Source organism: Citrobacter sp. wls708, assembly GCF_005281255.1.
GTDB classification, from domain to species: domain Bacteria; phylum Pseudomonadota; class Gammaproteobacteria; order Enterobacterales; family Enterobacteriaceae; genus Citrobacter; species Citrobacter werkmanii.
The window spans coordinates 1-20,943 of record NZ_SZXE01000036.1 but is presented as its reverse complement, the minus strand read 5'-3'; the positions used below and the strand labels follow the sequence as shown (position 1 = coordinate 20,943).

At 48.2% G+C, this 20,943-nt stretch carries 22 protein-coding genes and 1 tRNA gene; 9 read left to right on the top strand and 14 right to left on the bottom strand.

Annotated elements, in window-relative coordinates:
- The first annotated feature begins 86 nt into the window (after positions 1 to 86).
- Both FDW97_RS19650 and mdtG read left to right on the top strand, forming a co-directional pair.
- The gene (locus tag FDW97_RS19650) at positions 87 to 1,007 is read left to right on the top strand and encodes a Kdo(2)-lipid IV(A) acyltransferase (protein ID WP_038639653.1); all 921 of its coding nucleotides are present in this window, start codon (positions 87 to 89) and stop codon (positions 1,005 to 1,007) included.
- Positions 1,008 to 1,162: 155 nt separating this feature from the next.
- Entirely contained in the window at positions 1,163 to 2,383 is a 1,221-nt protein-coding gene (mdtG, locus tag FDW97_RS19645; protein ID WP_038639648.1) for a multidrug efflux MFS transporter MdtG, read from the top strand.
- Between the two features lie 64 nt (positions 2,384 to 2,447).
- Here mdtG and FDW97_RS19640 read toward each other — a convergent pair whose 3' ends face one another.
- A complete protein-coding gene (locus FDW97_RS19640; protein WP_137347904.1) occupies positions 2,448 to 3,779 on the bottom strand; it encodes a sensor domain-containing diguanylate cyclase in 1,332 nt (443 codons plus the stop codon).
- 689 nt (positions 3,780 to 4,468) lie between these two features.
- Between FDW97_RS19640 and FDW97_RS19635 the strand changes: the two genes are divergently transcribed.
- Positions 4,469 to 4,846, top strand: a complete 378-nt coding sequence (locus tag FDW97_RS19635) for a MysB family protein (protein WP_038643106.1) — start codon at positions 4,469 to 4,471, stop codon at positions 4,844 to 4,846.
- Here FDW97_RS19635 and FDW97_RS19630 read toward each other — a convergent pair whose 3' ends face one another.
- The 3 genes from FDW97_RS19630 to mdoG form a co-directional block, all read right to left on the bottom strand.
- Entirely contained in the window at positions 4,847 to 5,074 is a 228-nt protein-coding gene (locus FDW97_RS19630) for a YceK/YidQ family lipoprotein (protein WP_137351512.1), read from the bottom strand. It abuts the gene before it with no gap.
- Between the two features lie 76 nt (positions 5,075 to 5,150).
- A complete protein-coding gene (gene mdoH / locus FDW97_RS19625; RefSeq protein WP_038639642.1) occupies positions 5,151 to 7,679 on the bottom strand; it encodes a glucans biosynthesis glucosyltransferase MdoH in 2,529 nt (842 codons plus the stop codon).
- A complete protein-coding gene (mdoG, locus tag FDW97_RS19620; protein WP_087857802.1) occupies positions 7,672 to 9,207 on the bottom strand; it encodes a glucans biosynthesis protein MdoG in 1,536 nt (511 codons plus the stop codon). Before mdoG ends, mdoH begins: the two co-directional genes overlap by 8 nt.
- Before the next feature lie 270 nt (positions 9,208 to 9,477).
- Here mdoG and mdoC point away from each other — a divergent pair, with 270 nt between their 5' ends.
- Positions 9,478 to 10,638 carry a glucans biosynthesis protein MdoC gene (gene mdoC / locus FDW97_RS19615; RefSeq protein ID WP_137351511.1) on the top strand — a complete coding sequence of 387 codons (1,161 nt, stop codon included), beginning with the start codon at positions 9,478 to 9,480 and terminating at the stop codon, positions 10,636 to 10,638.
- 20 nt (positions 10,639 to 10,658) lie between these two features.
- On the opposite strand, the gene FDW97_RS19610 is transcribed toward mdoC, so the two are convergent.
- From FDW97_RS19610 to csgB, 6 genes are all read right to left on the bottom strand, one after another.
- Entirely contained in the window at positions 10,659 to 12,149 is a 1,491-nt protein-coding gene (locus FDW97_RS19610; protein ID WP_371414785.1) for a phospholipase D family protein, read from the bottom strand.
- Positions 12,082 to 12,624, bottom strand: coding sequence for an O-acetyl-ADP-ribose deacetylase (gene ymdB, locus FDW97_RS19605; protein ID WP_137351509.1), 543 nt, complete (start codon positions 12,622 to 12,624; stop codon positions 12,082 to 12,084). Before ymdB ends, FDW97_RS19610 begins: the two co-directional genes overlap by 68 nt.
- Before the next feature lie 100 nt (positions 12,625 to 12,724).
- Complete coding sequence (locus tag FDW97_RS19600) at positions 12,725 to 13,045, bottom strand: type 1 fimbrial protein (RefSeq protein WP_137351508.1); 321 nt, start codon at positions 13,043 to 13,045, stop codon at positions 12,725 to 12,727.
- Positions 13,046 to 13,194: 149 nt separating this feature from the next.
- The gene (csgC, locus tag FDW97_RS19595) at positions 13,195 to 13,527 is read right to left on the bottom strand and encodes a curli assembly chaperone CsgC (protein WP_038639625.1); all 333 of its coding nucleotides are present in this window, start codon (positions 13,525 to 13,527) and stop codon (positions 13,195 to 13,197) included.
- Between the two features lie 61 nt (positions 13,528 to 13,588).
- Entirely contained in the window at positions 13,589 to 14,038 is a 450-nt protein-coding gene (gene csgA, locus FDW97_RS19590; RefSeq protein ID WP_006685125.1) for a curli major subunit CsgA, read from the bottom strand.
- A 40-nt stretch (positions 14,039 to 14,078) separates the two neighbouring features.
- Complete coding sequence (csgB, locus tag FDW97_RS19585; RefSeq protein WP_032939898.1) at positions 14,079 to 14,534, bottom strand: curli minor subunit CsgB; 456 nt, start codon at positions 14,532 to 14,534, stop codon at positions 14,079 to 14,081.
- 759 nt (positions 14,535 to 15,293) lie between these two features.
- Between csgB and csgD the strand changes: the two genes are divergently transcribed.
- From csgD to csgG, 4 genes are read left to right on the top strand one after another with little or no spacing between them, the layout of a single operon-like run.
- On the top strand, positions 15,294 to 15,944 hold the full coding sequence (gene csgD, locus FDW97_RS19580) for a biofilm master transcriptional regulator CsgD (RefSeq protein WP_069323303.1): 651 nt from the start codon (positions 15,294 to 15,296) through the stop codon (positions 15,942 to 15,944).
- 4 nt (positions 15,945 to 15,948) lie between these two features.
- On the top strand, positions 15,949 to 16,341 hold the full coding sequence (gene csgE / locus FDW97_RS19575) for a curli production assembly/transport protein CsgE (RefSeq protein ID WP_038639617.1): 393 nt from the start codon (positions 15,949 to 15,951) through the stop codon (positions 16,339 to 16,341).
- Between the two features lie 25 nt (positions 16,342 to 16,366).
- A complete protein-coding gene (csgF, locus tag FDW97_RS19570; RefSeq protein ID WP_016152599.1) occupies positions 16,367 to 16,780 on the top strand; it encodes a curli production assembly/transport protein CsgF in 414 nt (137 codons plus the stop codon).
- 25 nt (positions 16,781 to 16,805) lie between these two features.
- Positions 16,806 to 17,639: a curli production assembly/transport protein CsgG gene (gene csgG / locus FDW97_RS19565; protein WP_003036082.1), complete on the top strand. Its 834-nt coding sequence runs from the start codon at positions 16,806 to 16,808 to the stop codon at positions 17,637 to 17,639.
- 46 nt (positions 17,640 to 17,685) lie between these two features.
- On the opposite strand, the gene FDW97_RS19560 is transcribed toward csgG, so the two are convergent.
- The 4 genes from FDW97_RS19560 to ghrA form a co-directional block, all read right to left on the bottom strand.
- Positions 17,686 to 18,168 (bottom strand): DUF1097 domain-containing protein, encoded by a 483-nt coding sequence (locus FDW97_RS19560; RefSeq protein ID WP_038639615.1) that lies wholly within the window; start codon positions 18,166 to 18,168, stop codon positions 17,686 to 17,688.
- Between the two features lie 101 nt (positions 18,169 to 18,269).
- Positions 18,270 to 18,824, bottom strand: a complete 555-nt coding sequence (locus FDW97_RS19555; RefSeq protein ID WP_038639611.1) for a molecular chaperone — start codon at positions 18,822 to 18,824, stop codon at positions 18,270 to 18,272.
- Positions 18,825 to 18,847: 23 nt separating this feature from the next.
- Entirely contained in the window at positions 18,848 to 19,585 is a 738-nt protein-coding gene (locus tag FDW97_RS19550; RefSeq protein WP_038639608.1) for a phosphatase, read from the bottom strand.
- A gap of 86 nt (positions 19,586 to 19,671) precedes the next feature.
- Positions 19,672 to 20,610 (bottom strand): glyoxylate/hydroxypyruvate reductase GhrA, encoded by a 939-nt coding sequence (gene ghrA, locus FDW97_RS19545; RefSeq protein ID WP_137351507.1) that lies wholly within the window; start codon positions 20,608 to 20,610, stop codon positions 19,672 to 19,674.
- 235 nt (positions 20,611 to 20,845) lie between these two features.
- Here ghrA and FDW97_RS19540 point away from each other — a divergent pair.
- A tRNA-Ser gene (locus FDW97_RS19540) sits at positions 20,846 to 20,933 on the top strand.
- Positions 20,934 to 20,943: the final 10 nt, after the last annotated feature.

The window sequence follows — 20,943 nt, the reverse complement described above, 5'->3', positions numbered from 1 at the left end:
AATCACCGTTCTCCCGTCACAAATTTTTGATACGCGCGAAAAAATGCGACAATACAGGGAATTGGTCGTTTGAAGACAGGATAGACATGACGAATTTACCCAAGTTTTCGGCTGCGCTACTGCATCCACGTTATTGGTTAACCTGGCTGGGTATTGGCATCCTTTGGTTAATCGTACAGTTGCCCTACCCGGTACTTTATAAGTTGGGCTGTGCATTAGGTCGTCTGGCGTTACGTTTGATGAAACGCCGGGCAAAAATCGTTTCACGTAATCTGGAGCTGTGCTTCCCGCAGATGAGTGAGCAGGAACGCCAGCAGATGGTCGTCAGGAACTTCGAGTCCGTCGGCATGGGCGTAATGGAAACCGGGATGGCCTGGTTTTGGTCCGATAAGCGCATTTCACGCTGGACAGAAGTGATCGGGATGGAACATATCCGTGACGTTCAGGCGCAAAAGCGGGGGATCCTGTTAGTCGGTCTGCACTTTCTGACCCTGGAACTGGGTGCGCGTCAGTTTGGTCTGCAGGAGCCTGGTATCGGTGTGTATCGTCCTAATGACAATCCGCTGCTCGACTGGTTACAGACCTGGGGACGCATGCGCTCTAATAAATCAATGCTTGATCGTAAAGACCTGAAAGGAATGATTAAAGCGTTGAAAAAAGGCGAAGTGGTCTGGTACGCGCCGGATCATGACTACGGTCCTCGCGCCAGCGTGTTTGTGCCGCTGTTTGCCGTTGAACAGGCCGCCACGACCTCCGGGACCTGGATGCTTTCACGCATGTCGAATGCGTGCCTGGTGCCATTTGTTCCTCGTCGTAAGCCCGACGGGAAAGGGTATCAATTGATTATGCTGCCGCCAGAATGTTCACCGCCATTAGACGACGCGGAGACCACAGCTGCATGGATGAATAAGATCGTTGAGCAATGCATCATGATGGCCCCAGAACAATATATGTGGCTGCATCGTCGCTTCAAGACCCGTCCTGAAGGCGCCCCTTCCCTGTACTAAAACCCGGTTGCAGTCCAGTGGGCTGCAACCCTCTCCTGACTCGCTTTAGGTTTAACTGCTATCCGCATTGCAGCAACTATCAACCAGGCGCATAATTAGTCTGCTTACTTATATTCAATCGATAGCGCATACAGCGCATCACACTGTGGATCGTTATGTCACCCTCAGATGCCCCCATAAACTGGAAACGCAACCTCACCGTTGCCTGGATAGGTTGTTTTTTAACCGGCGCAGCATTTAGCCTGGTCATGCCCTTTTTACCCTTGTACGTCGAGAGTCTCGGCGTCACGGGGCATAGCGCCCTGAACATGTGGTCAGGTCTGGTCTTCAGCATCACCTTTTTGTTTTCAGCCATCGCCTCCCCTTTTTGGGGTGGCCTTGCCGACCGCAAAGGGCGAAAAATCATGCTGCTGCGTTCCGCGTTGGGTATGGCTATTGTGATGCTACTGATGGGCCTGGCGCAAAATATCTGGCAGTTCCTGGTTCTGCGCGCGCTGCTCGGTCTGCTCGGCGGTTTCATTCCCAACGCCAATGCGTTGATCGCCACCCAGGTTCCACGCAATAAAAGCGGCTGGGCGCTGGGAACGCTCTCTACCGGCGGTGTCAGCGGCGCACTGCTAGGGCCGCTGGCAGGTGGACTACTCGCGGACCATTATGGATTGCGTCCCGTGTTCTTCATTACCGCCAGCGTACTGCTGGTCTGTTTTATCCTGACGCTATTTTTTATCCGCGAGCGTTTTCAGCCGGTAAGCAAGAAAGAGATGCTGCACATACGCGAAGTCGTGGCCTCGTTAAAAAACCCCAAACTGGTGCTGAGCCTGTTTGTCACTACCTTAATCATTCAGGTGGCGACCGGTTCTATTGCGCCAATCCTGACGTTATACGTGCGGGAGTTAGCCGGGAACGTCAGTAATATCGCGTTCATTAGTGGGATGATTGCCTCCGTACCCGGCGTAGCAGCGTTAATCAGTGCCCCAAGGCTTGGCAAACTCGGTGACCGGATTGGCCCGGAGAAGATTCTAATCGTCGCGCTGATTATTTCCGTGCTACTGCTGATCCCGATGTCATTTGTACAAACTCCCTGGCAATTGGGCGTTCTGCGTTTTTTATTGGGTGCTGCCGACGGCGCTCTGCTCCCGGCGGTGCAAACGCTGCTGGTTTATAACTCAACCAACCAAATAGCTGGGCGTATTTTCAGTTATAACCAGTCATTTCGCGACATCGGCAACGTAACGGGACCATTAATGGGGGCGGCAATATCCGCCAACTACGGCTTTCGCGCGGTCTTCTGCGTGACCGCGGGGGTTGTACTGTTTAACGCGATCTACTCGTGGAATAGTCTGCGCCGTCGCCGGAGTGCCGAGCTCGCTGGATAATTTGTCTATATTGCCTGAACCCGAAGAGTAAACTTTGCGTTTTCAGGCAGTATTCATTTTAGTTTTAATGATAGTAGTAACACACCTTATTTCTGCCAGAGTTTTTGGCGTCATACAGCGCAGCATCCGCATAAGAAACAACTTTATCCGCTGAGTCATCATCAACTTTAGTACAATATACACCGATGCTGATCGTCATCTTTTCTTTTAAATCATAGGCATTGGGTATAGTCGTTCCATGCTCAACATTTCTTCTGATTCGTTCTGCAACGACAATAGCTTCATCTTTATCCTTGCACTTAAGAAGAATCGCAAACTCCTCGCCGCCGATGCGCGCAAAGATATCCGAATCTCTAACTGACTTGTTGATTATATCAACAATACTAATGATTACCCGATCCCCCTCCTGATGCCCATAGGTATCGTTAATGCGTTTAAATTTGTCGATATCCAAAACCATTACGCAAACCACGCCTTTCGCTAGCGATGCTTTTAACGATCTATAGAACAGTTTCCGGTTGTATATTTTGGTCATGGCATCTTTGATAGCCGAATCCGTTTCTTTTTTTAGAATGATAAAAGTGTTATACATTAAGATCGATATTATACAAAGGGTACTGATCACCTCAATCCCTCTGCTGATATACCAAATATACATACTATATTCATCTAAACTTAATAGCAGCACATTGGTTAATATTCCTGAGCAACACAGTAAGCCGATACTTTTCCATAAGATGTTATGCGTTTTGGTTTTAATGACCAAATAGAGTAGAACCAATCCCCAGGCAACAATCAGAGAGTAAATGTAGCCAATATGCCAGTGTACGGTTATGTTGTCGGGTTTCAAGCTCGTAATCTCAAGGGTCATGCCCGGGTTATAACTGGCCAGGCTATGTGCCAGGACAGCGATAGCCAACATGATCAAAAATGCTACCGCTATATAGCATGGTTCTCTTTCTTTGGTTTCAAGGATTGTCGAAGATGCTTTATAAGATTTCAAGGATACAAATAATAAAGCAATAAAACTCAGCTGGCGAAAATAATAGAATATAGCGATATCGTTAGTTCTTTTTTCTATCGAAGTGTGATCATTGATTAAATCCTGAACGATATAGATAGTTTCCACAAAGAAAATATTATTGCTAAGAAATGCCATACCTAAGACTATGAGACATGTTAGATCTTTTCTGCATAAATACTGAAACAACATAAACAGGAAAATAATTCCATATAAAAAGAATAAACCTACTATGATAATCAAATATATTGTTTGCGGAACACTTTGTATTGTTAATTTAAACTGCGTAAGACATAACCCACCAAGAATATAGCTGATTAAGCAAGTTATATAGAACGCCATCAACTTCCTGTTATTTGAATTACTGTTTTCCATAACATCCTTAGGAGTATTCTTGAGTTGGCATTTTATATAATAAAGCATAAGCATTTGCAATCTATATAGCCGTACAACTTCAGTGATATTTATTCATTTATTATTTAATGATTTTTTATCCATTTATAACACCTGGTATTAATCATCTATTATTATGTGTCCTTTTTTAAAACGCCTCACGCCATTAACAGATGTTGCACATGGCGGATACTTAGTCATTACTTTTACGCCTCTTGAGTTCAGTATCTCTCAATAATTACCTCTGTGATTTCTTCACATTAATAAATATTTTTTCCTTTGTTTTAATAAGGTTAGAGATCCTCTCATCAGAACAATGGGCATTACTGCAAGCAAAAACACGAGTAAATACGTATTAAATCTGAAGATTCATTTATATAACAGTATCGTTTATTTATTTGATTTTCATTACGCCACTGCTAACCACACACATTACCTTTTTTTCTCAAATTCGCGCTCGTCCATTACGCCAACTTCAGTATCTCGCATTGTAAATTTTTCCATACCAATCGAAGACGTCATCATAAAACCCTGTCGTCGCTACCAACGGCTGGCATTCATTTAGGTTAGCTCTGCAGTCAATGGGTTTGACGCTCCGCGGATCGAGGTCTATAGATTGAATCATCACCATTTATTGTTCACCTTAGGAGAAGATTATGGCAAAGAATGACATGTATTTTTATGCCACGCTGGAAGAGGCTATTGATGCTGCTCGTGAAGTGTTTCTGGCAGATAACCCAGGTCTGGAGGCTGACGATGCCAGTGTTCAGCAGCTAAGCGTACAAAAATACGTGCTACAGGATGGCGACATTATGTGGCAAGCAGAATTCTTTGCCGATGAGGATGATGTCGATGGTGAATGTCTGCCAATGCTAAGCGGTGAAGCGGCGCAAAGCGTTTTTGATGGTGATTATGATGAGATTGAAATTCGTCAGGAGTGGCAGGAAGAAAACACGCTTCACGAATGGGACGAAGGTGAATTTCAGCTGGAGCCTCCCCTTGATACCGAAGAGGGTCAGACCGCAGCTGATGAATGGGATGAACGATAACTACTCGTAAGGCCCATGGTGAATGTCGAGCGGTAACAACAGCGTATCAAACACCAGCGAAAACGGCAGGTCGAGGATGGTGACGTAGCGCCATGCGGAATCCCGGACATCCCACTGTACGCCCGGATAGTATTGGTTGCCATGCCCTTGTCCTGGGATGGTCCGGCTAATGATGCTGCCGCATCCGCTCAGCAACAAGACCATTATCGCCACTGCCACTATTCGCATCTGGTACCCCATGACTCTTTTTATTCAGTATAAAAAAATACCGGCACCAGGCCGGTATTTTCACATTACAGAACGCTTATTTTTTCCTGAGCGCTAACGGATTCAGGGTCAGGCCCTGATAGTAATTCACCCACGAAGAATACTTATCAGGTGAATTCCAGACGCGATAATGCAAACGCGCCATGGTCACCGGATCGCTTAACAGCACAAGGCGACGATCGCGATTCAGTTTCTCCGGCGTTTCGTTCAGCGCCTGCTCCACATGACGGTCGCGTGCAATCTCAAGTACGTTACTCACACGGTGGCGAGCAGTCGCCATTGCCGTAGCCAGCGCGTTAAACGACGGGTTAAACACCGCATGCATAAAACCGTCGTCCAGCGTACGATTACGGTTCATTACCAGATAGGTATCTGTATCCACCAGCACCTGCGGCGGAGAGTACTCTTCCGGGATCAGGAACAGCTTCCAGCGTTTGGTTCGTAACCCAACCGTAGAACGACTGGAAATTACGGAAACAAACGGCGAGAGGATCAGCGAGAAGACAATCGGCGCCAGCCAGAACAGAAAACGCAGATCCAGCCAGGCCATACCCACAGCCCATACCAGCCCCAGCAAGAGCTGAGAACCGTGACGCATAAATGCTTCCCCCCATGGGGTGGAATCGTCATCACGCTGCGGCGAATTCCACACCACTTCCCAACCGAGGAATGCGCTCACCACGAAAACGGTATGAAACAGCATACGCACCGGCGCCAGCAGCACGGAGAACAGAACCTCCAGCAGCAACGACAGCGTGACGCGAATAAATCCGCCGTACTCTTTCGTCCCTTTACACCAGATAAGCAAAATACTCAGCAGCTTCGGCAGGAACAGCAGCACCATGGTGGAAGCAAACAGCGCGATCGCCAGTTCAGGACGCCACTGCGGCCAGACCGGGAATAGCTGCCGCGGTTGCAGGAAGTACTGCGGTTCCGTCAACGCATGGACTACCTGCAATGCGGTAGACAACGCGAGGAACATGAACCACAACGGCGCTGACAGATAGGACATAACGCCGGTAAGGAACACCGCGCGGTGAACCGGATGCATCCCCTTAACCAGGAACAGACGGAAGTTCATCAGGTTGCCATGACACCAGCGACGGTCACGCTTGAGCTCATCCAACAGGTTTGGCGGCAGCTCTTCATAAGAACCCGGCAGATCGTAAGCGATCCATACGCCCCAGCCGGCACGACGCATTAATGCCGCTTCCACGAAGTCATGGGAGAGGATCGAGCCTGCAAATGAGCCTTCGCCAGGTAACGGCGCAAGCGCACAGTGCTCAATAAACGGCTTCACGCGAATGATGGCGTTATGACCCCAGTAGTGCGATTCACCCAACTGCCAGAAGTGAAGCCCGGCGGTAAACAACGGGCCATAAACACGGGTCGCGAACTGCTGGCAACGCGCATACAGCGTATCCATACCGGAAGCCTTCGGTGAAGACTGGATAATCCCGGCGTTAGGATTCGCTTCCATCAGACGAACCAGACCGCTCAGACAGTCGCCGCTCATCACGGAGTCAGCATCCAGCACCACCATATAGCTGTACTGATTCCCCCAGCGGCGGCAGAAGTCATCGATGTTGCCGCTTTTGCGCTTCACACGACGACGACGACGACGGTAGAAAATCTGCCCTTCGCCCTGCACTTCGGCAATCAGTTCCATCCACGCTTTTTGTTCTGCTACGCAGATATCAGGATTGTAGCTGTCGCTCAGGATGTAAACATCAAAATGCTCGGCGTTGCCCGTGGCTTTAACTGACTCCCACGTGGCGCGCAGCCCCGCGAATACGCGGTCAACGTCCTCGTTACAGATAGGCATAATCAGTGCGGTACGGTGTTCAGGATTCAGTGGTTCGTCCCCGACCGTTGAGGCGGAGATACTGTACTTATCTCGCCCAATCAGCAGTTGCAGGAAGCCCATCAGCGCAGTCCAGAACCCTGCAGAGACCCAACAGAAAAGCACGGCAAACAAAATCAGGATCCCGGTCTGTAGCATATAGGGCAGCAATTGCATAAAGGAGACCCACAGGTCCTGCCCCATCATGTCGACCGGATTTATGAATGCCCAACCCTGATACGGAAGAATCGTCTTCATATACCAGGTTGCTACCACCGTTTGCGCCAGCGTTAAGATCAACAGCGTATAGCGGCGGATTGTGCCAACGGTACGCCACTTTTGCTCGCTCTCTTGTTCTTCTTTCGTCAGACGCGAAAGATAACGCGGAGTCACATCACGTCCACGCAGACGGTCCCAAAAACGACCAACCGGGTTGGTACGCCAGGGATCGGGGAACATCGAGGTACGCGTTGCTTTAGGCATTGCCTGAAGCTGATCGCGTCCTTCATCGTCTTTAACCAACTGTTCTTTCGCCAGAGAATCTGGCCATGCTTGCTCAAGACGAGCTTTCACAGAACCCTGCGGTGAATCATCTTCGCGCGAGTAAGTACGATGCTCGGCATCCAGCGCCTGATGAACGGCGCGGATGTCAGTTTTCGGCAGAGCCGCTTTTTCGATATCCGAAAGCGGCATTGCGTCAATATACTCAGTAGTCTTATTCATTGGCAGGTAACTGGTAGCTCCAGGTTTCACTCAACGTCTGATCGGCATTGACCAGGGCTGCTCGCATTTCAGTGGTTTTCTTCACGTCTTTCACCTTCACGCGCAGCATCAAACGCCAACCTTTAGTGACCGGGTTGTAACGCACGGTGTTTTCAACGATCTCGCCGTTGTCGCCAATGCTGGTTTGTGCGGTAACCGGGGTATCCTGTGGCAGCTTTTTCATGTCTGCGCCGGTAAAATCCACCACAAACGCGATAGTACCGTCTGGCTGACGAATCAGATTGGATTGTTTAACATCACCCGTAGAACGACGAGTCTGTTGTACCCAGGCATTTTCCGGCGCATGAAGCTTGTCTTCATCACGCGTGAACGTCAGGGAGTACTTGAAGTTCATCTCTTTGCCCGCTTCAGGCAGTTGATCCGGCGTCCAGTACGCAACGATGTTATCGTTCGTTTCATCGTTAGTCGGAATTTCAACTAACTCAATTTTACCTTTGCCCCAGTCACCTTTTGGCGTGATCCAGGCGCTTGGACGCAGGTCGTAACGATCGTCAATATCTTCAAAACGCGAGAACTGACGGCCACGCTGCAACAGACCGAAACCTTGCGGGTTTTCCATGGCAAAGCTGCTCACCGCGAGATGTTTCGGGTTGTTCAGCGGCCGCCAAATCCATTCGCCGTTGCCTGCGTGGATAGACAAACCATTAGAGTCATGCAGTTCCGGACGATAATTCGTTGCCGGAGAAGGCTGATTTGGGCCGAACAGGAACATACTGGTTAACGGCGCCACGCCCAGCTTGCCCACTTTGTCGCGCAGGTAAACTTTGGACTGAACATCAACAACCGTGTCGCGACCCGGAATAATGACAAAGCGATACGCTCCGGTTGCGCGCGGAGAGTCCAGCAAGGCGTATATGGTTAAACGTTTGTCAGTCGGTTTCGGACGTTCGATCCAAAACTCACGGAAGCGGGGAAATTCTTCACCAGAAGGGAGAGCGGTATCGATCGCGAGACCGCGCGCAGACAGACCGTAGACCTGACCTGCGCCGAGAACGCGGAAATAGCTGGCCCCGAGCATGCTGACGATTTCATCGTTTTTATCTTTGCTGTTGATCGGATACAGCACTTTGAACCCGGCGAAACCGAGATCTTTTACCGTGTCTTTATCATGCTGAACATCGCCAAAATTAAAGTAATCCGGGCTATATTTGATTCTTTTCACCGCAGTGGCGGTAACTTCGTTGATTTTGACCGGCGTGTCGAAGTACATACCCTGGTGGTAGAATTCGAGCTTAAATGGGGTCTTGAGATTGCTCCAGTAGGCTTTATCGCGATTAAACTGGATCTGCTGATAATCCGCATATTTCATGTCGCGGAAAACGGAGGGCAAGTTACTTTTTGGCGCCTCATAGCCTTTACCGGCTAAGGATTGAGCTTGTTTTGCAACATCATCAATGCTGAACGCCCAGCTCGATGATGTGTACAGCGTTAACATGACTGCTGCACCCAACCAACGCATTTTCATCATTTGTAGTTTATGTTTCATAATTAGTAAGCACTTCCCCCTTTGTGTGCTTATATTGATCCGATCCATTTTAATGGATAATCGGGTATTCCGACAACTGAATCCCTGTATTGTTCGCGCGCTGGCTCATGCTTTAAGCAGCTTTGTCTGCTGTTTTCACTTTGCGTGCTTATCCTGGAGACAGGTTGTTGGACTTCGTGTAGGGTTGGCCTCGAATGTAACCATTATTCGTCTTAGGGATAAGACGAAAAGTCTGAGAATACGTAACTGTCTATGAGCTCTGTATCACCACCACGTGAATATTTTCTTGACTCCATCCGTGCCTGGCTAATGTTGTTAGGGATCCCCTTCCATATTTCTTTGATCTACTCCACTCATACCTGGCATGTGAACAGCGCAGAGCCGTCATGGTGGTTGACCCTTTTTAACGATTTTATCCATGCATTTCGCATGCAGGTCTTCTTTGTTATTTCGGGTTACTTTTCGTACATGTTATTTTTGCGCTATCCGCTAAAGCGGTGGTGGAAGGTGCGTGTCGAACGCGTGGGAATCCCGATGCTGACGGCGATTCCATTGCTTACGCTGCCGCAATTTATCATGCTGCAATACGTGAAGGGCAAAGCAGACAGCTGGCATACTCTCAGCGGGTACGAAAAGTACAACACGCTGGCATGGGAGCTTATTTCCCATCTGTGGTTTTTACTGGTTCTGGTGGTTTTAACGACCGTAAGCATGTGGGTATTTACCCAGATGAAAAATAAGACGATGCGTAGCGAAGGTGCTAACCCCTCTGCGGTGTCGATGACCAAATTAACGCTGATTTTTATTTTATTGGGTGTCGGTTATGCCGCCGTCAGAAGAACGATTTTCATCCTCTACCCTTCAATTCTCAGCGATGGCATGTTTAATTTTATTGTTATGCAAACGCTGTTCTATATACCTTTCTTTATGCTCGGCGCGCTGGCGTTTATCAACCCTAATCTGAAAGCGCTGTTTACCAGGTCATCGCGTGGCTGCACGATAGGCGCCGCATTGGCGTTTGTCGCCTACCTGCTCAATCAACGTTATGGCAATGGCGATGCCTGGATGTATGAAACCGAATATGTCATCACCATGGTCATGGGACTGTGGATGGTGAACGTCGTCTTTTCGCTTGGCCACCGTTTGCTGAATTTCCAGTCGGCCCGCGTGACCTATTTTGTCAACGCGTCACTGTTTATCTATTTAGTGCACCACCCTTTGACGCTGTTTTTTGGCGCGTATATCACACCGCATATCTCATCGAATCTACTGGGCTTTTTGTGCGGCCTGCTGTTTGTGGTGGGGATTGCGGTGATACTGTACGAAATCCATTTGCGCATACCGGTGCTGAAGTTTCTCTTCTCGGGTAAACCGGCCGTTAAGCAAGATAAAAATAAAGCTGTCGCCGGTTAATTTTTCTCTCATTGCGTGGTTCAGAGCAGCCACTCAATGGGTAACACCGATGCAAGCTTCACCAGAACCCGCTTCCAGAATCCTGTGGCGGGTTCTTTTTTTAGTACCTGTTCGCTGCCGGAAACGCGATCCACCCAATTAATTCTGCCCCAGCGGTCGAGGCGCAGTTGCCAGGCCATGTCACGCTGGCTCTGCATAAAACGTTTATGGATCACTTCAGCCAGCACTTCACTCTCAATCACAAACCCCATTTCCGTATTAAGCAGCGTTGAACGGGGATCAAAATTAAGCGAGCCGATAAATACTTTTCGACCGTCAATACTGAAGGTTTTAGCATGCAGGCTGGAACCTGAATTACCGGTTAATCCGCGATCGTGGACCACCGAAACGCGTTCGCGGGTAGGTTTAAGTTCGTATAATTCTACCCCGTAGCGCAGCAGTTTTTTTCGCCATCGCGCATAGCCCGCATGAACGATAGCCACATCATTTGCCGCCAGCGAATTGGTTAAAATCGCAATCTTGACGCCTTTCCTTACCATTCTCAGCAGCTGCGCCACCCCAGCCCGAGTCGGCACAAAGTAGGCGGAAATAATATCAATGCGTTCGCCCGGCGACCCCATCACATCAAACAAACGCTGCGGTAATAACGAATGGCGCGGCGCTTTCCCTTCACCTTTGACAGGATCATCACTCAGCAAACGCGTTTTCGCCCAAATCAGCGGCAGCGACTGCTGATCGAGGCTGGTCATAAACTGGCTGGTTTCCAGCTTATGCAGATAGCGACGAGTAATATCATCGTTATACCAGGATTCAGGCAGCTCGATACGCTGCGAAGAATCTGACTCCGACATCTCAAGTACGTTTTGTAACGTTGAAACAGAGCGGCAGTGCCAGTAACGCTCAAAATCATCCGCAACATCTTTGACAACGGGACCAATAGCCATGACGTCCAGATCGGAAAACAACGGTTGCTCACCCGCCCCAAAATAGGCATCACCAATATTACGCCCACCCACGATGGTCACCACGCCGTCAGCGGTATAACTTTTATTGTGCATTCGCCGATTTAGCCGGGCAAAATCGGTCAAATAGCCCAGGGCGCGCAGGATGCGAAAGGAAAAGGGATTAAACAGACGAATTTCTATATTAGGATGGCTATCCAGCAGCCGCAGCGTGTCATCAAGACCCGGCGTGTTGTTGTCATCCAACAGCAAGCGAACCTTCACTCCACGTTTCGCCGCCGCCAACAGAACTGAAAACAGCAACAGACCGGACATGTCGTTCTCCCAGATGTAGTACTGCACATCCAGTGTACGTTCCGCCATTTCTGTTAGCCGATAGCGAGCAGCAAAGGCATCCAGGCTGTCATCCAACGTAAGAATGCCACAATCTCCAGGATGGTTAGCACAAAGTGGCGTGCTGGCCCGCTCAAGTCGTGTCATATCAGTCCGTGTTCTTGTCACCTTGCCGGGAAAGTAGTCTCTTGTAGAGTTGAGCGTTTTCTTCGTCAAAACAAACAAAGTATATTTGATCGGGAAGCGTACGACGGGTAATAAATTTTAACACCGTATTTACCGCTATTTCTGCCGCTGCGGCGGGGGGATACCCGTAGACTCCGGTACTGATCGCCGGAAAAGCAATGGATTGATACCCATTGGCCAAGGCCAATTGCAGCGAATTCAGATAGGCGTCTTCAAGACGTTCAGCCTCATGATGCCCTCCACCTTGCCAGACAGGCCCTACGGTATGAATGACCGCTTTTGCCGGAAGCGCCCCCGCCAGCGTGATAACGGCATGCCCGGTCGGGCATTCTCCCTGTTGCTGGACAACCTGTTTGCAGGCCTCCAGCAATGCGGGTCCGGCGGCGCGATGGATTGCGCCATCAACACCACCACCTCCCAGTAGCGATGAATTCGCCGCGTTGACGATCACATCAACAGCGATCGTCGTAATATCGCCATGTAACACATGCACGCGTGAATGCATAAATTCCCCCTGACAAAACACGATTCATCAAGTGTACAGCAGGGATTTCCTTGAAATCTCACTTTTTAACCACAAGTTTGCATGTCTAAGCCAGAATGGTTCATTTATATTCAATGTTAAGGATCGCCATGTTTTTCTGTTCATTGAGGTAATGCATTTTCACAGTAGCAATTTGCTGCACATTCTGAGGGGCAGCCGTGACCTGTTGATGATTATAGAGATTATTACGGGTGGTGCCATTGCGCATACAAGACAATTCGACCTGTTGTTGTTGGGTGTTAACGTCGCAGGGTGCTTCAACTATTGCGCCGCGAAAATGGATAACGCCGCCGGGCGAGATCTGTTGCGCCATTATGGGAAAAGTGAAAAGAGATAACGTACATAAACTGGCGCTAAAAATACGTTTAAAAAATGTGCACATAAGGGTTCCTCAATGATTAGTCATCCTTGAGGGATCTGAATGATCCTTCACCACTGCGAGTTACGATCAAATAAAAACGCTGTACGTTTCTATATTCATAGAACAGCGCCGCATTCCCAGCCACACCCTTAATGCAAATACAGCAAAAATTATGGCTGACTGGTTGAGTCAGGCCATTGTTGTGACAAATGCAGAGACTGCCCGTCCGAAACGGTAACGATAATTTTGACCGAATCCCCCGGTGAAATATTAAAGCTCAGTTTGGTTAGTTCAATCGGCCGATTAGCGGGGACCGAAAGGCTTGTTTTCTGCTGCGATTGGCTTTGTCCTCCCTCCCCCTTACGAACGGCAAGGACCTGGACCTCACAAACGCAGGGTTGGGCTAACGTCACCTGAGGAATAATGGTGTACATATCGCCTTGTTGGGTCGTATTGAATGTTATTTGATTTGTCAGCGCGGCAATGAGTAATAATGTATGCATCATATTCTCCCGAAAAAAAAACAGGGCTCACGCCCTGTTTATTATCAGTCAGAAAACTGAATTAGTGTTGGTTAGCTGTTGCATTGTTGCCAAAACCAACTTGCTGAATCAGCACATTGGAGTCAGAAGCAGTCTGATTAACCAGCGCGCCGTTGCGGCCACCGAACTGGGTCACGCTAATATCAGCATTTTTTGCATTCCACTGATCGATGGTGGCATTGTTCTGGAAGCCAGTCTGTTTCAGGCTAATAGTACTGTCATCAGCCCCCTGGCCTACGACCGCGCCATTACCACGCCCATGTTGGGTGATGGTGACATCTGATTTACGCGCATCGCTTTGCAGAGCATTCGCAGCGTTGTTTGAACCATATTGGTAGATACTCAACGAAGAGTCTGGGCCATAGTTGCTACCGCCGCCATGATGATTACCGCCCCATTGCGGAACAACACCAGCCAGAGCACTGCCAGAAACGACGATTGCTGCGAATGCTGCCACTTTTAAAAGTTTCATGGTAAACCCCCATCGGATTGATTTAAACGTCGATAATGGATTAGCGTTGAGTTACGCGAATTGCCATTTGCGACTGTCTCTGCACCACAACTGCTGTTTTTTGTGTACCATACTGGGTAATATTCGCTTTATTACCAGAGCCTTTCTGGATAATTACAGCTGTATTACCATAAGAACCTTGTTTAATACTCGCGTCATTGGAACTACCCACCTGATCAATATATGCAAAGTTATATGATCCCGTCTGGTCCGTTTTCGCCCGGTTACCAGAACCTTCTTGCGAAATGACCGACAATAGCTTCGAGCCCCCCTGACGAGTATTTGCACTGTTCGCAGTGCCAACCTGACCAATAATGGCTGCCTGATTAAATGAAGACTTACTTAATTCATTTACCGCAAAGTTATATTCTGAATTAGCTAAATCATAACTTGTTGCGGATGCAATCCCAGGCACACCCAGTATTGTAAACATCATAAATAACAACTTGTTTTTCATGTTGTCACCCTGGACCTGGTCGTACATGAAGTTAAATTAGTTACCACTCAAATTGTTGTTAACATGACTTACATTTGTTAACGTCACGTTACGATGAAGAGTATGTCCGTTGAAACATTTTAAATAACTCACCCGCCAGTGGTATTTTTATATCCTGATTCACACCAAAGTATTAATTAACAGTAAAAAACACGGTTGCGACAACAGGTTCTATTTATTTTTTAACCCTGCAAGTGAATTTCTATGCAGTAACAAAAAAGTGCATTTTCCGCGATTTCCGGGCCTCCCAGCTTAGTGCTGCGATAGGCATAGGTACAAGTCGTGACAAGCATCATTTTTTTCTATCTAAAATTGTCCAACTTAAATCCAGGCGAAACAATCCGAATTCATTAGGAATGTAAAACTAACAAACCATAAATTTATTTGTTTAATATCAATGCTATAGCATAATTTGTATGATTTTTTAAATCTATGCAATAATGCTGAAATGTACAACTTTACTATCAAATCTAAACTCAATTAAAACCCAAAAATCACATTTTAATATATAAATTTACATTATGTAACATGTTTAACACTTGCTTTAAGATTTGTAATAGCTAGATTGAAAACAGTTGAAGTCCATTTGTTTTAATATTTTCACCCCGTTGGGTCGATATTTTATTTCTACACAGCAGTGCAACATCTGTCAGTACTTCTGGTGCCTCTATTTTAGTAGCGGCAGCTGTCAGGTGTGCGACTAAAAAGTGGAGTTTCATCATGTTTAATGAAGTCCATAGTATTCATGGTCATACATTATTGTTGATCACTAAACCTTCTCTGCAGGCAACTGCGTTATTACAACATTTAAAGCAATCACTGGCGTTAACCGGAAAACTACATAATATTCAACGTTCTCTGGATGATATTTCCTCCGGCTGTATTGTTTTAATGGATATGATGGAGGCAGATAAAAAACTGATCCATTACTGGCAAGATAATTTAAGCAGAAAAAACAACAATATAAAGACTTTATTGTTGAATACCCCTGATGATTATCCCTATCGGGATATTGAAAACTGGCCGCATATCAATGGTGTATTTTACGCAACCGAAGATGAACAACGTGTAGTCAGCGGCTTGCAAGGTGTGTTGCGCGGTGAATGCTACTTTTCGCAAAAGCTCGCCAGCTACCTGATCACGCATTCCGGAAATTACCGTTATAACAGCACGGAGTCGGCACTACTCACTCACCGTGAAAAAGAGATCCTTAATAAACTGCGTATCGGTGCCTCAAATATTGAAATCGCGCGTTCGCTGTTTATCAGTGAAAATACCGTGAAAACGCATCTTTATAATCTTTTCAAAAAGATAGCTGTCAAAAATCGTACGCAGGCGGTCTCGTGGGCCAATGATAACCTCAGGCGATAAAGCCATGAAACGCTATTTGAACTGGATTGTGGCAGCAAATTTGTTCTTTGCTGCCGGGAATCTACACGCGGCTGTAGAGGTGGAGGTTCCCGGACTGTTAACTGACCACACTGTCTCTTCCATTGGTCATGATTTTTATCGCGCCTTTAGTGACAAGTGGGAAAGCAAGTACACAGGAAACTTAACCATTAATGAAAGGCCCAGTGCACGTTGGGGAAGTTGGATTACGATAACGGTTAATCAGGACGTTATCTTCCAGACCTTTTTATTCCCGACGAAAAGAGACTTCGACAAAATAGTGGTCTTCGCATTGGCAGAAACTGAGGAAGCATTAAATCGCCGGCAAATAGATCAAACACTATTAAGCACAAGCGATTTAGCGCGTGATGAATTCTAAAACATGATTTTGTCCGGAGGCTTTCATGCGTGTCAAACATGCAGTGGTTTTGCTCATGCTAATTTCGCCATTAAGTTGGGCCGGAAACATGACGTTCCAGTTCCGCAACCCTAACTTTGGTGGTAATCCAAACAACGGCTCTTTTTTGTTAAATAGCGCTCAGGCGCAAAACTCATATAAAGATCCGAGCGCTGGCGACTACGGGATCGAAACCCCAACAGCACTGGATAACTTTACCCAGGCAATTCAGTCGCAAATACTCGGCGGCTTACTCACCAATATCAATACAGGTAAGCCGGGGAGGATGGTAACCAGTGACTTTATCGTTGATATCGCCAACCGGGATGGGCAACTGCAATTGAATGTCACTGACAGGAAAACGGGAAGAACTTCGACTATTGAAGTGTCAGGTTTACAAAACCAGTCAACCGATTTCTAAATGAGAGCCACGAAAGGAAAATATCATGCAGCGCTTACTTATCATGGTGGCAGTAATTTTACTCAGCGGATGCTTAACCGCCCCGCCTCAAGAGGCCGCTAAGCCGACATTAATGCCCCGAGCCCAAAGCTATAAAGATTTGACGCATCTGCCCATGCCTACAGGTAAGATATTTGTGTCGGTATACAACATTCAGGATGAGACTGGCCAGTTTAAGCCTTACCCGGCAAGTAACTTCTCTACCGCCGTCCCGCAAAGCGCCACGGCTATGCTCGTCACCGCATTGAAGGATTCTCGTTGGTTCGTCCCGCTGGAACGTCAGGGGTTACAGAACTTACTTAACGAACGAAAAATCATTCGTGCGGCTCAGGAAAACGGTACGGTTGCCATTAACAACCGGATCCCGCTCCAGTCTCTGACCGCCGCAAACGTCATGGTGGAAGGGTCCATTATTGGTTATGAAAGCAACGTAAAATCAGGTGGTGTCGGCGCACGCTATTTCGGTATAGGCGCCGATACGCAATACCAGCTTGACCAGATAGCGGTAAACCTGCGTGTGGTTAACGTCAGTACCGGTGAGATCCTCTCATCGGTGAATACCAGCAAAACCATTCTGTCTTATGAAGTGCAGGCAGGGGTGTTCCGCTTCATTGACTACCAGCGTCTGTTGGAGGGTGAAATTGGTTATACCTCTAACGAACCGGTTATGCTTTGTCTGATGTCAGCAATTGAAACCGGCGTTATCTTCCTGATTAATGACGGAATAGATCGCGGGTTGTGGGATTTGCAGGATAAGAAACAAGTTGATAATGACATCCTGGTTAAATACCGCCATATGTCGGTACCGCCAGAATCCTGATGGGTCGTTACAGCATAAAAAGCGTGAGGGAAGCCTCACGCTTGTTTTATTTACTGGTCGGGGTTGGCGATATCCTGTTTTCACGGCGTGACGCCAGCCACAAGCCGCTATTTTTCATCGCATAGCCAAATACCAGACCCAGCGCCAAAGATGGCACGACCAGTCGCCAGTCCCCCTGCCCTGCAAACGTTGCACAAGCCCCAATAAACGTGCCCGGCACGAATGAAAGCAACCATTGCTTTGCCTGAATACACATCAAAAACGCGACAATTCCCGTCATGACATAGCCGACAATATCCATATGCGGGGCAAGCGCACTGCCGTTAATAATCACCAACGCCCACACCACACCGCTTAGCAGCGTACACGCCGAGATCCACAGCCCTTTCAGCCCACCTTGCGGACAGGCAAAGTAGGCAGTGCAGCCCAGAAACCCAGCCCAACTGAGTAAACCGAGAGAAACGGCCACCCATCCCCAGATCCCGGAGAGAATGCCCGTTGTGATTGCAATTGAGAGAAGTATGTTCATGCCGCGCATCTTAGCAGAAAAACGGCATTGGAATGAGATCGCGCACACAAATTATGCAAGTTGATAAATTGCGTTGCAGTTTAGCGTGATTTAAATCACATTTATTCGTCTGTCTCTTCCTGTAATTCGTCCCACATCGCACCAATCGCATCACGTGTCAGGGGCGCAATAGTACGCCAGAATGGCGTATTCGCATGCGCTTCAACTTTGCCCAGAAACGTGCCGCACCAGGGTAACAAGTAGTCCACAAACAAGGTTTCAAGCGCTTCGCTTTCATCTTCCGCAGACTGGTCTTCAAGCCATGAAGCCGCCAGCAACAGCGTGCCAATATGATCTGCCGGCGTATCTGCCAGCGGCATTCCCCGGGCAGAAAGGAATGCACGCACATCCGATTCTTTAGCCCCTTCTACCCAGGCGCTGCGATAAGGCGGCACCGCGCAATCGTCTCCCACAAATAACGCGTTGTAATCCGCAGCCAACTGAGGCATATCGCAGCTCTTCTGCAGACGAGCCAGCAGTTCGTCCTGTTCCAGCGGCCAGTTGGCGGAGAGTTTACCTTCGCTAATCAGGGTAAACAGAGGAACCAGTAAAGGGTCCTGCGGTTGGCGGTAAAACAGCGAGCCCAGTACACGACACAGGATAGAAAACTCGTTCATTAATATATTCCAGTTAGTAACAATTACAGTTCAGCAAATTCCGCGATCGGCTCCATGCCTCGCGATTCCAGAAACGTCAGCAAGCGCTTTGGCGTAACGTTTAAAATTCGGTCTTCCGGGAAATTCACATCATCCAGTATTTTACGACATTCACCGAAATCTCCTAAGGTGAAAGCGGTATGTGAATCTGACCCTAACGCGACCCAGCCGCCGGCATCACGCACAGCCGCAGCAACAGCGCGGCAATTGTCCTCACTGCCCTTACGCGAATGCAAAAACGAAGAGTTGTTGATTTCCAACGCAACCTGGTATTTTGCCGCTGCCTGAGCAATCGCAGTGATATCGACGGGATATTTGGGGTTACCCGGGTGGCTGATGATATGGACGTTGCCACTGGCCATAGTGGCTATCATCGCCTGCGTATTCGTCTCTTTATCGTGTGGCGCAAAAACCGGCTCATGAAAGCCTGCGATAATCAGATCCAGGGAAGTGAACATCGGACCTGAACAGTCAATTTCGCCTTCAATATTTTTAATATTCGCTTCAATTCCGCGCAGGATCCCTATGCCGTCCACGACACGAGGCCAAATGCGCATATTAATAAAGTGCCAGTGGTGAGGCGCATCCGCCATGTCCGGTCCATGATCGGTAATGGCAAACAGCTTGATGCCTTTGCGACGAGCTTCAGCGATGTAATCACTTAAGGTGCTGTAGGCGTGGGTGCTGGCGACGGTATGCATATGCAGGTCAACGGGATACATAACTCTCTCCTGTAGTCATTTTCCGTCAAGGATAGCAGGTATCGCCGCCATTTATTAGCGGAAACCCGGCACTTGCCGGGTTAGCATTAGTATCCCCGTACGCGATCGACCTGACCCGTAACGGCTTTGCCACTTTCCAGATTGAAAATTGTACGGGAGATATAATCCACCGCTTCCGCCGGACGGGTAACGGCGGCGATATGCGGCGTCATGGCCACCCGTGGATGTTTCCAAAGCGGGCTGGTTTCCGGCAGCGGTTCACGGCTATAGACATCCAGCATGGCGCCTTTCACCTTGCCGCTGTCCAGCGATACCAGAAGATCGTCTTCATTGAGATGAACGCCACGCGCCAGGTTCAGCACATAAGCGCCATCCTGTAACTGGCTAAGTAAACCAGCGTTAATGATGCCCACGGTTTCTGCCGTATTGGGTAGAAGATTGATAAGCACGCGAGTTTGACTCAAAAACGCACCCAGCTCTTCGGTACCGGCAAAGCTTTCCACGCCAGGCCAGGATTTACGCGTACGACTCCAGCAGCGCAGCGGGAACCCCCATGACTGCAAACTCTCGGCAACTTTCGCACCCAGGACCCCGGCCCCCATGATCCCGATGGTGAACTCATCGCGGGTATACTCTGGCAATGGTTGCCATTTCGCCTGATTTTTTAACGCCTGGTAATCATCAAAGCGACGAAACCAGTGCAACACCTGACTTACCGCATATTCCTGCATTTGCAGGCCCATACCCGTATCTTCCAGACGGAAAAGCGGGATCGAGGTATCCAACATTTCCGGGTGAGCGTTTAGCTTACTGAGAATGGAATCGACGCCAGCACCCAGCGCAAATACGGCTTTTAATTTTCGTCCCGCGAGCATTTCAACCGGCGGATGCCAAACCAGCGCATAGTCAGCATGCGCATTATCACCCGCTTTCCACTCACGGACGTTCGCGCCTGGTATTGCTTTTGCCAGCGCATTAATCCACCAGGTTGTTTCGAATGTTGGGTGATAAAAAATTATATCCATTTTGTCTCCTGAGCATTGCTATGCGGAACTTTCTCGCACTTATTATCATCATTTTTCGAGGGATCCTCAGAGTAGCAAATTTTAGGATGCTGGCAAAAAAAACAATTCCCGCTTATTTAAGCTCCAGATTGTTTGAAGTTTGTGTAAATGCACGTTTTTTTCAAAAAGTTGATTGACGCCGGGACGGTATTTCCCTAAATTAGCGCCCGTTCCGGTAGCACAGGAACAACAATATGGTGAGGTGTCCGAGTGGCTGAAGGAGCACGCCTGGAAAGTGTGTATACGGCAACGTATCGGGGGTTCGAATCCCCCCCTCACCGCCATATTTTAAGA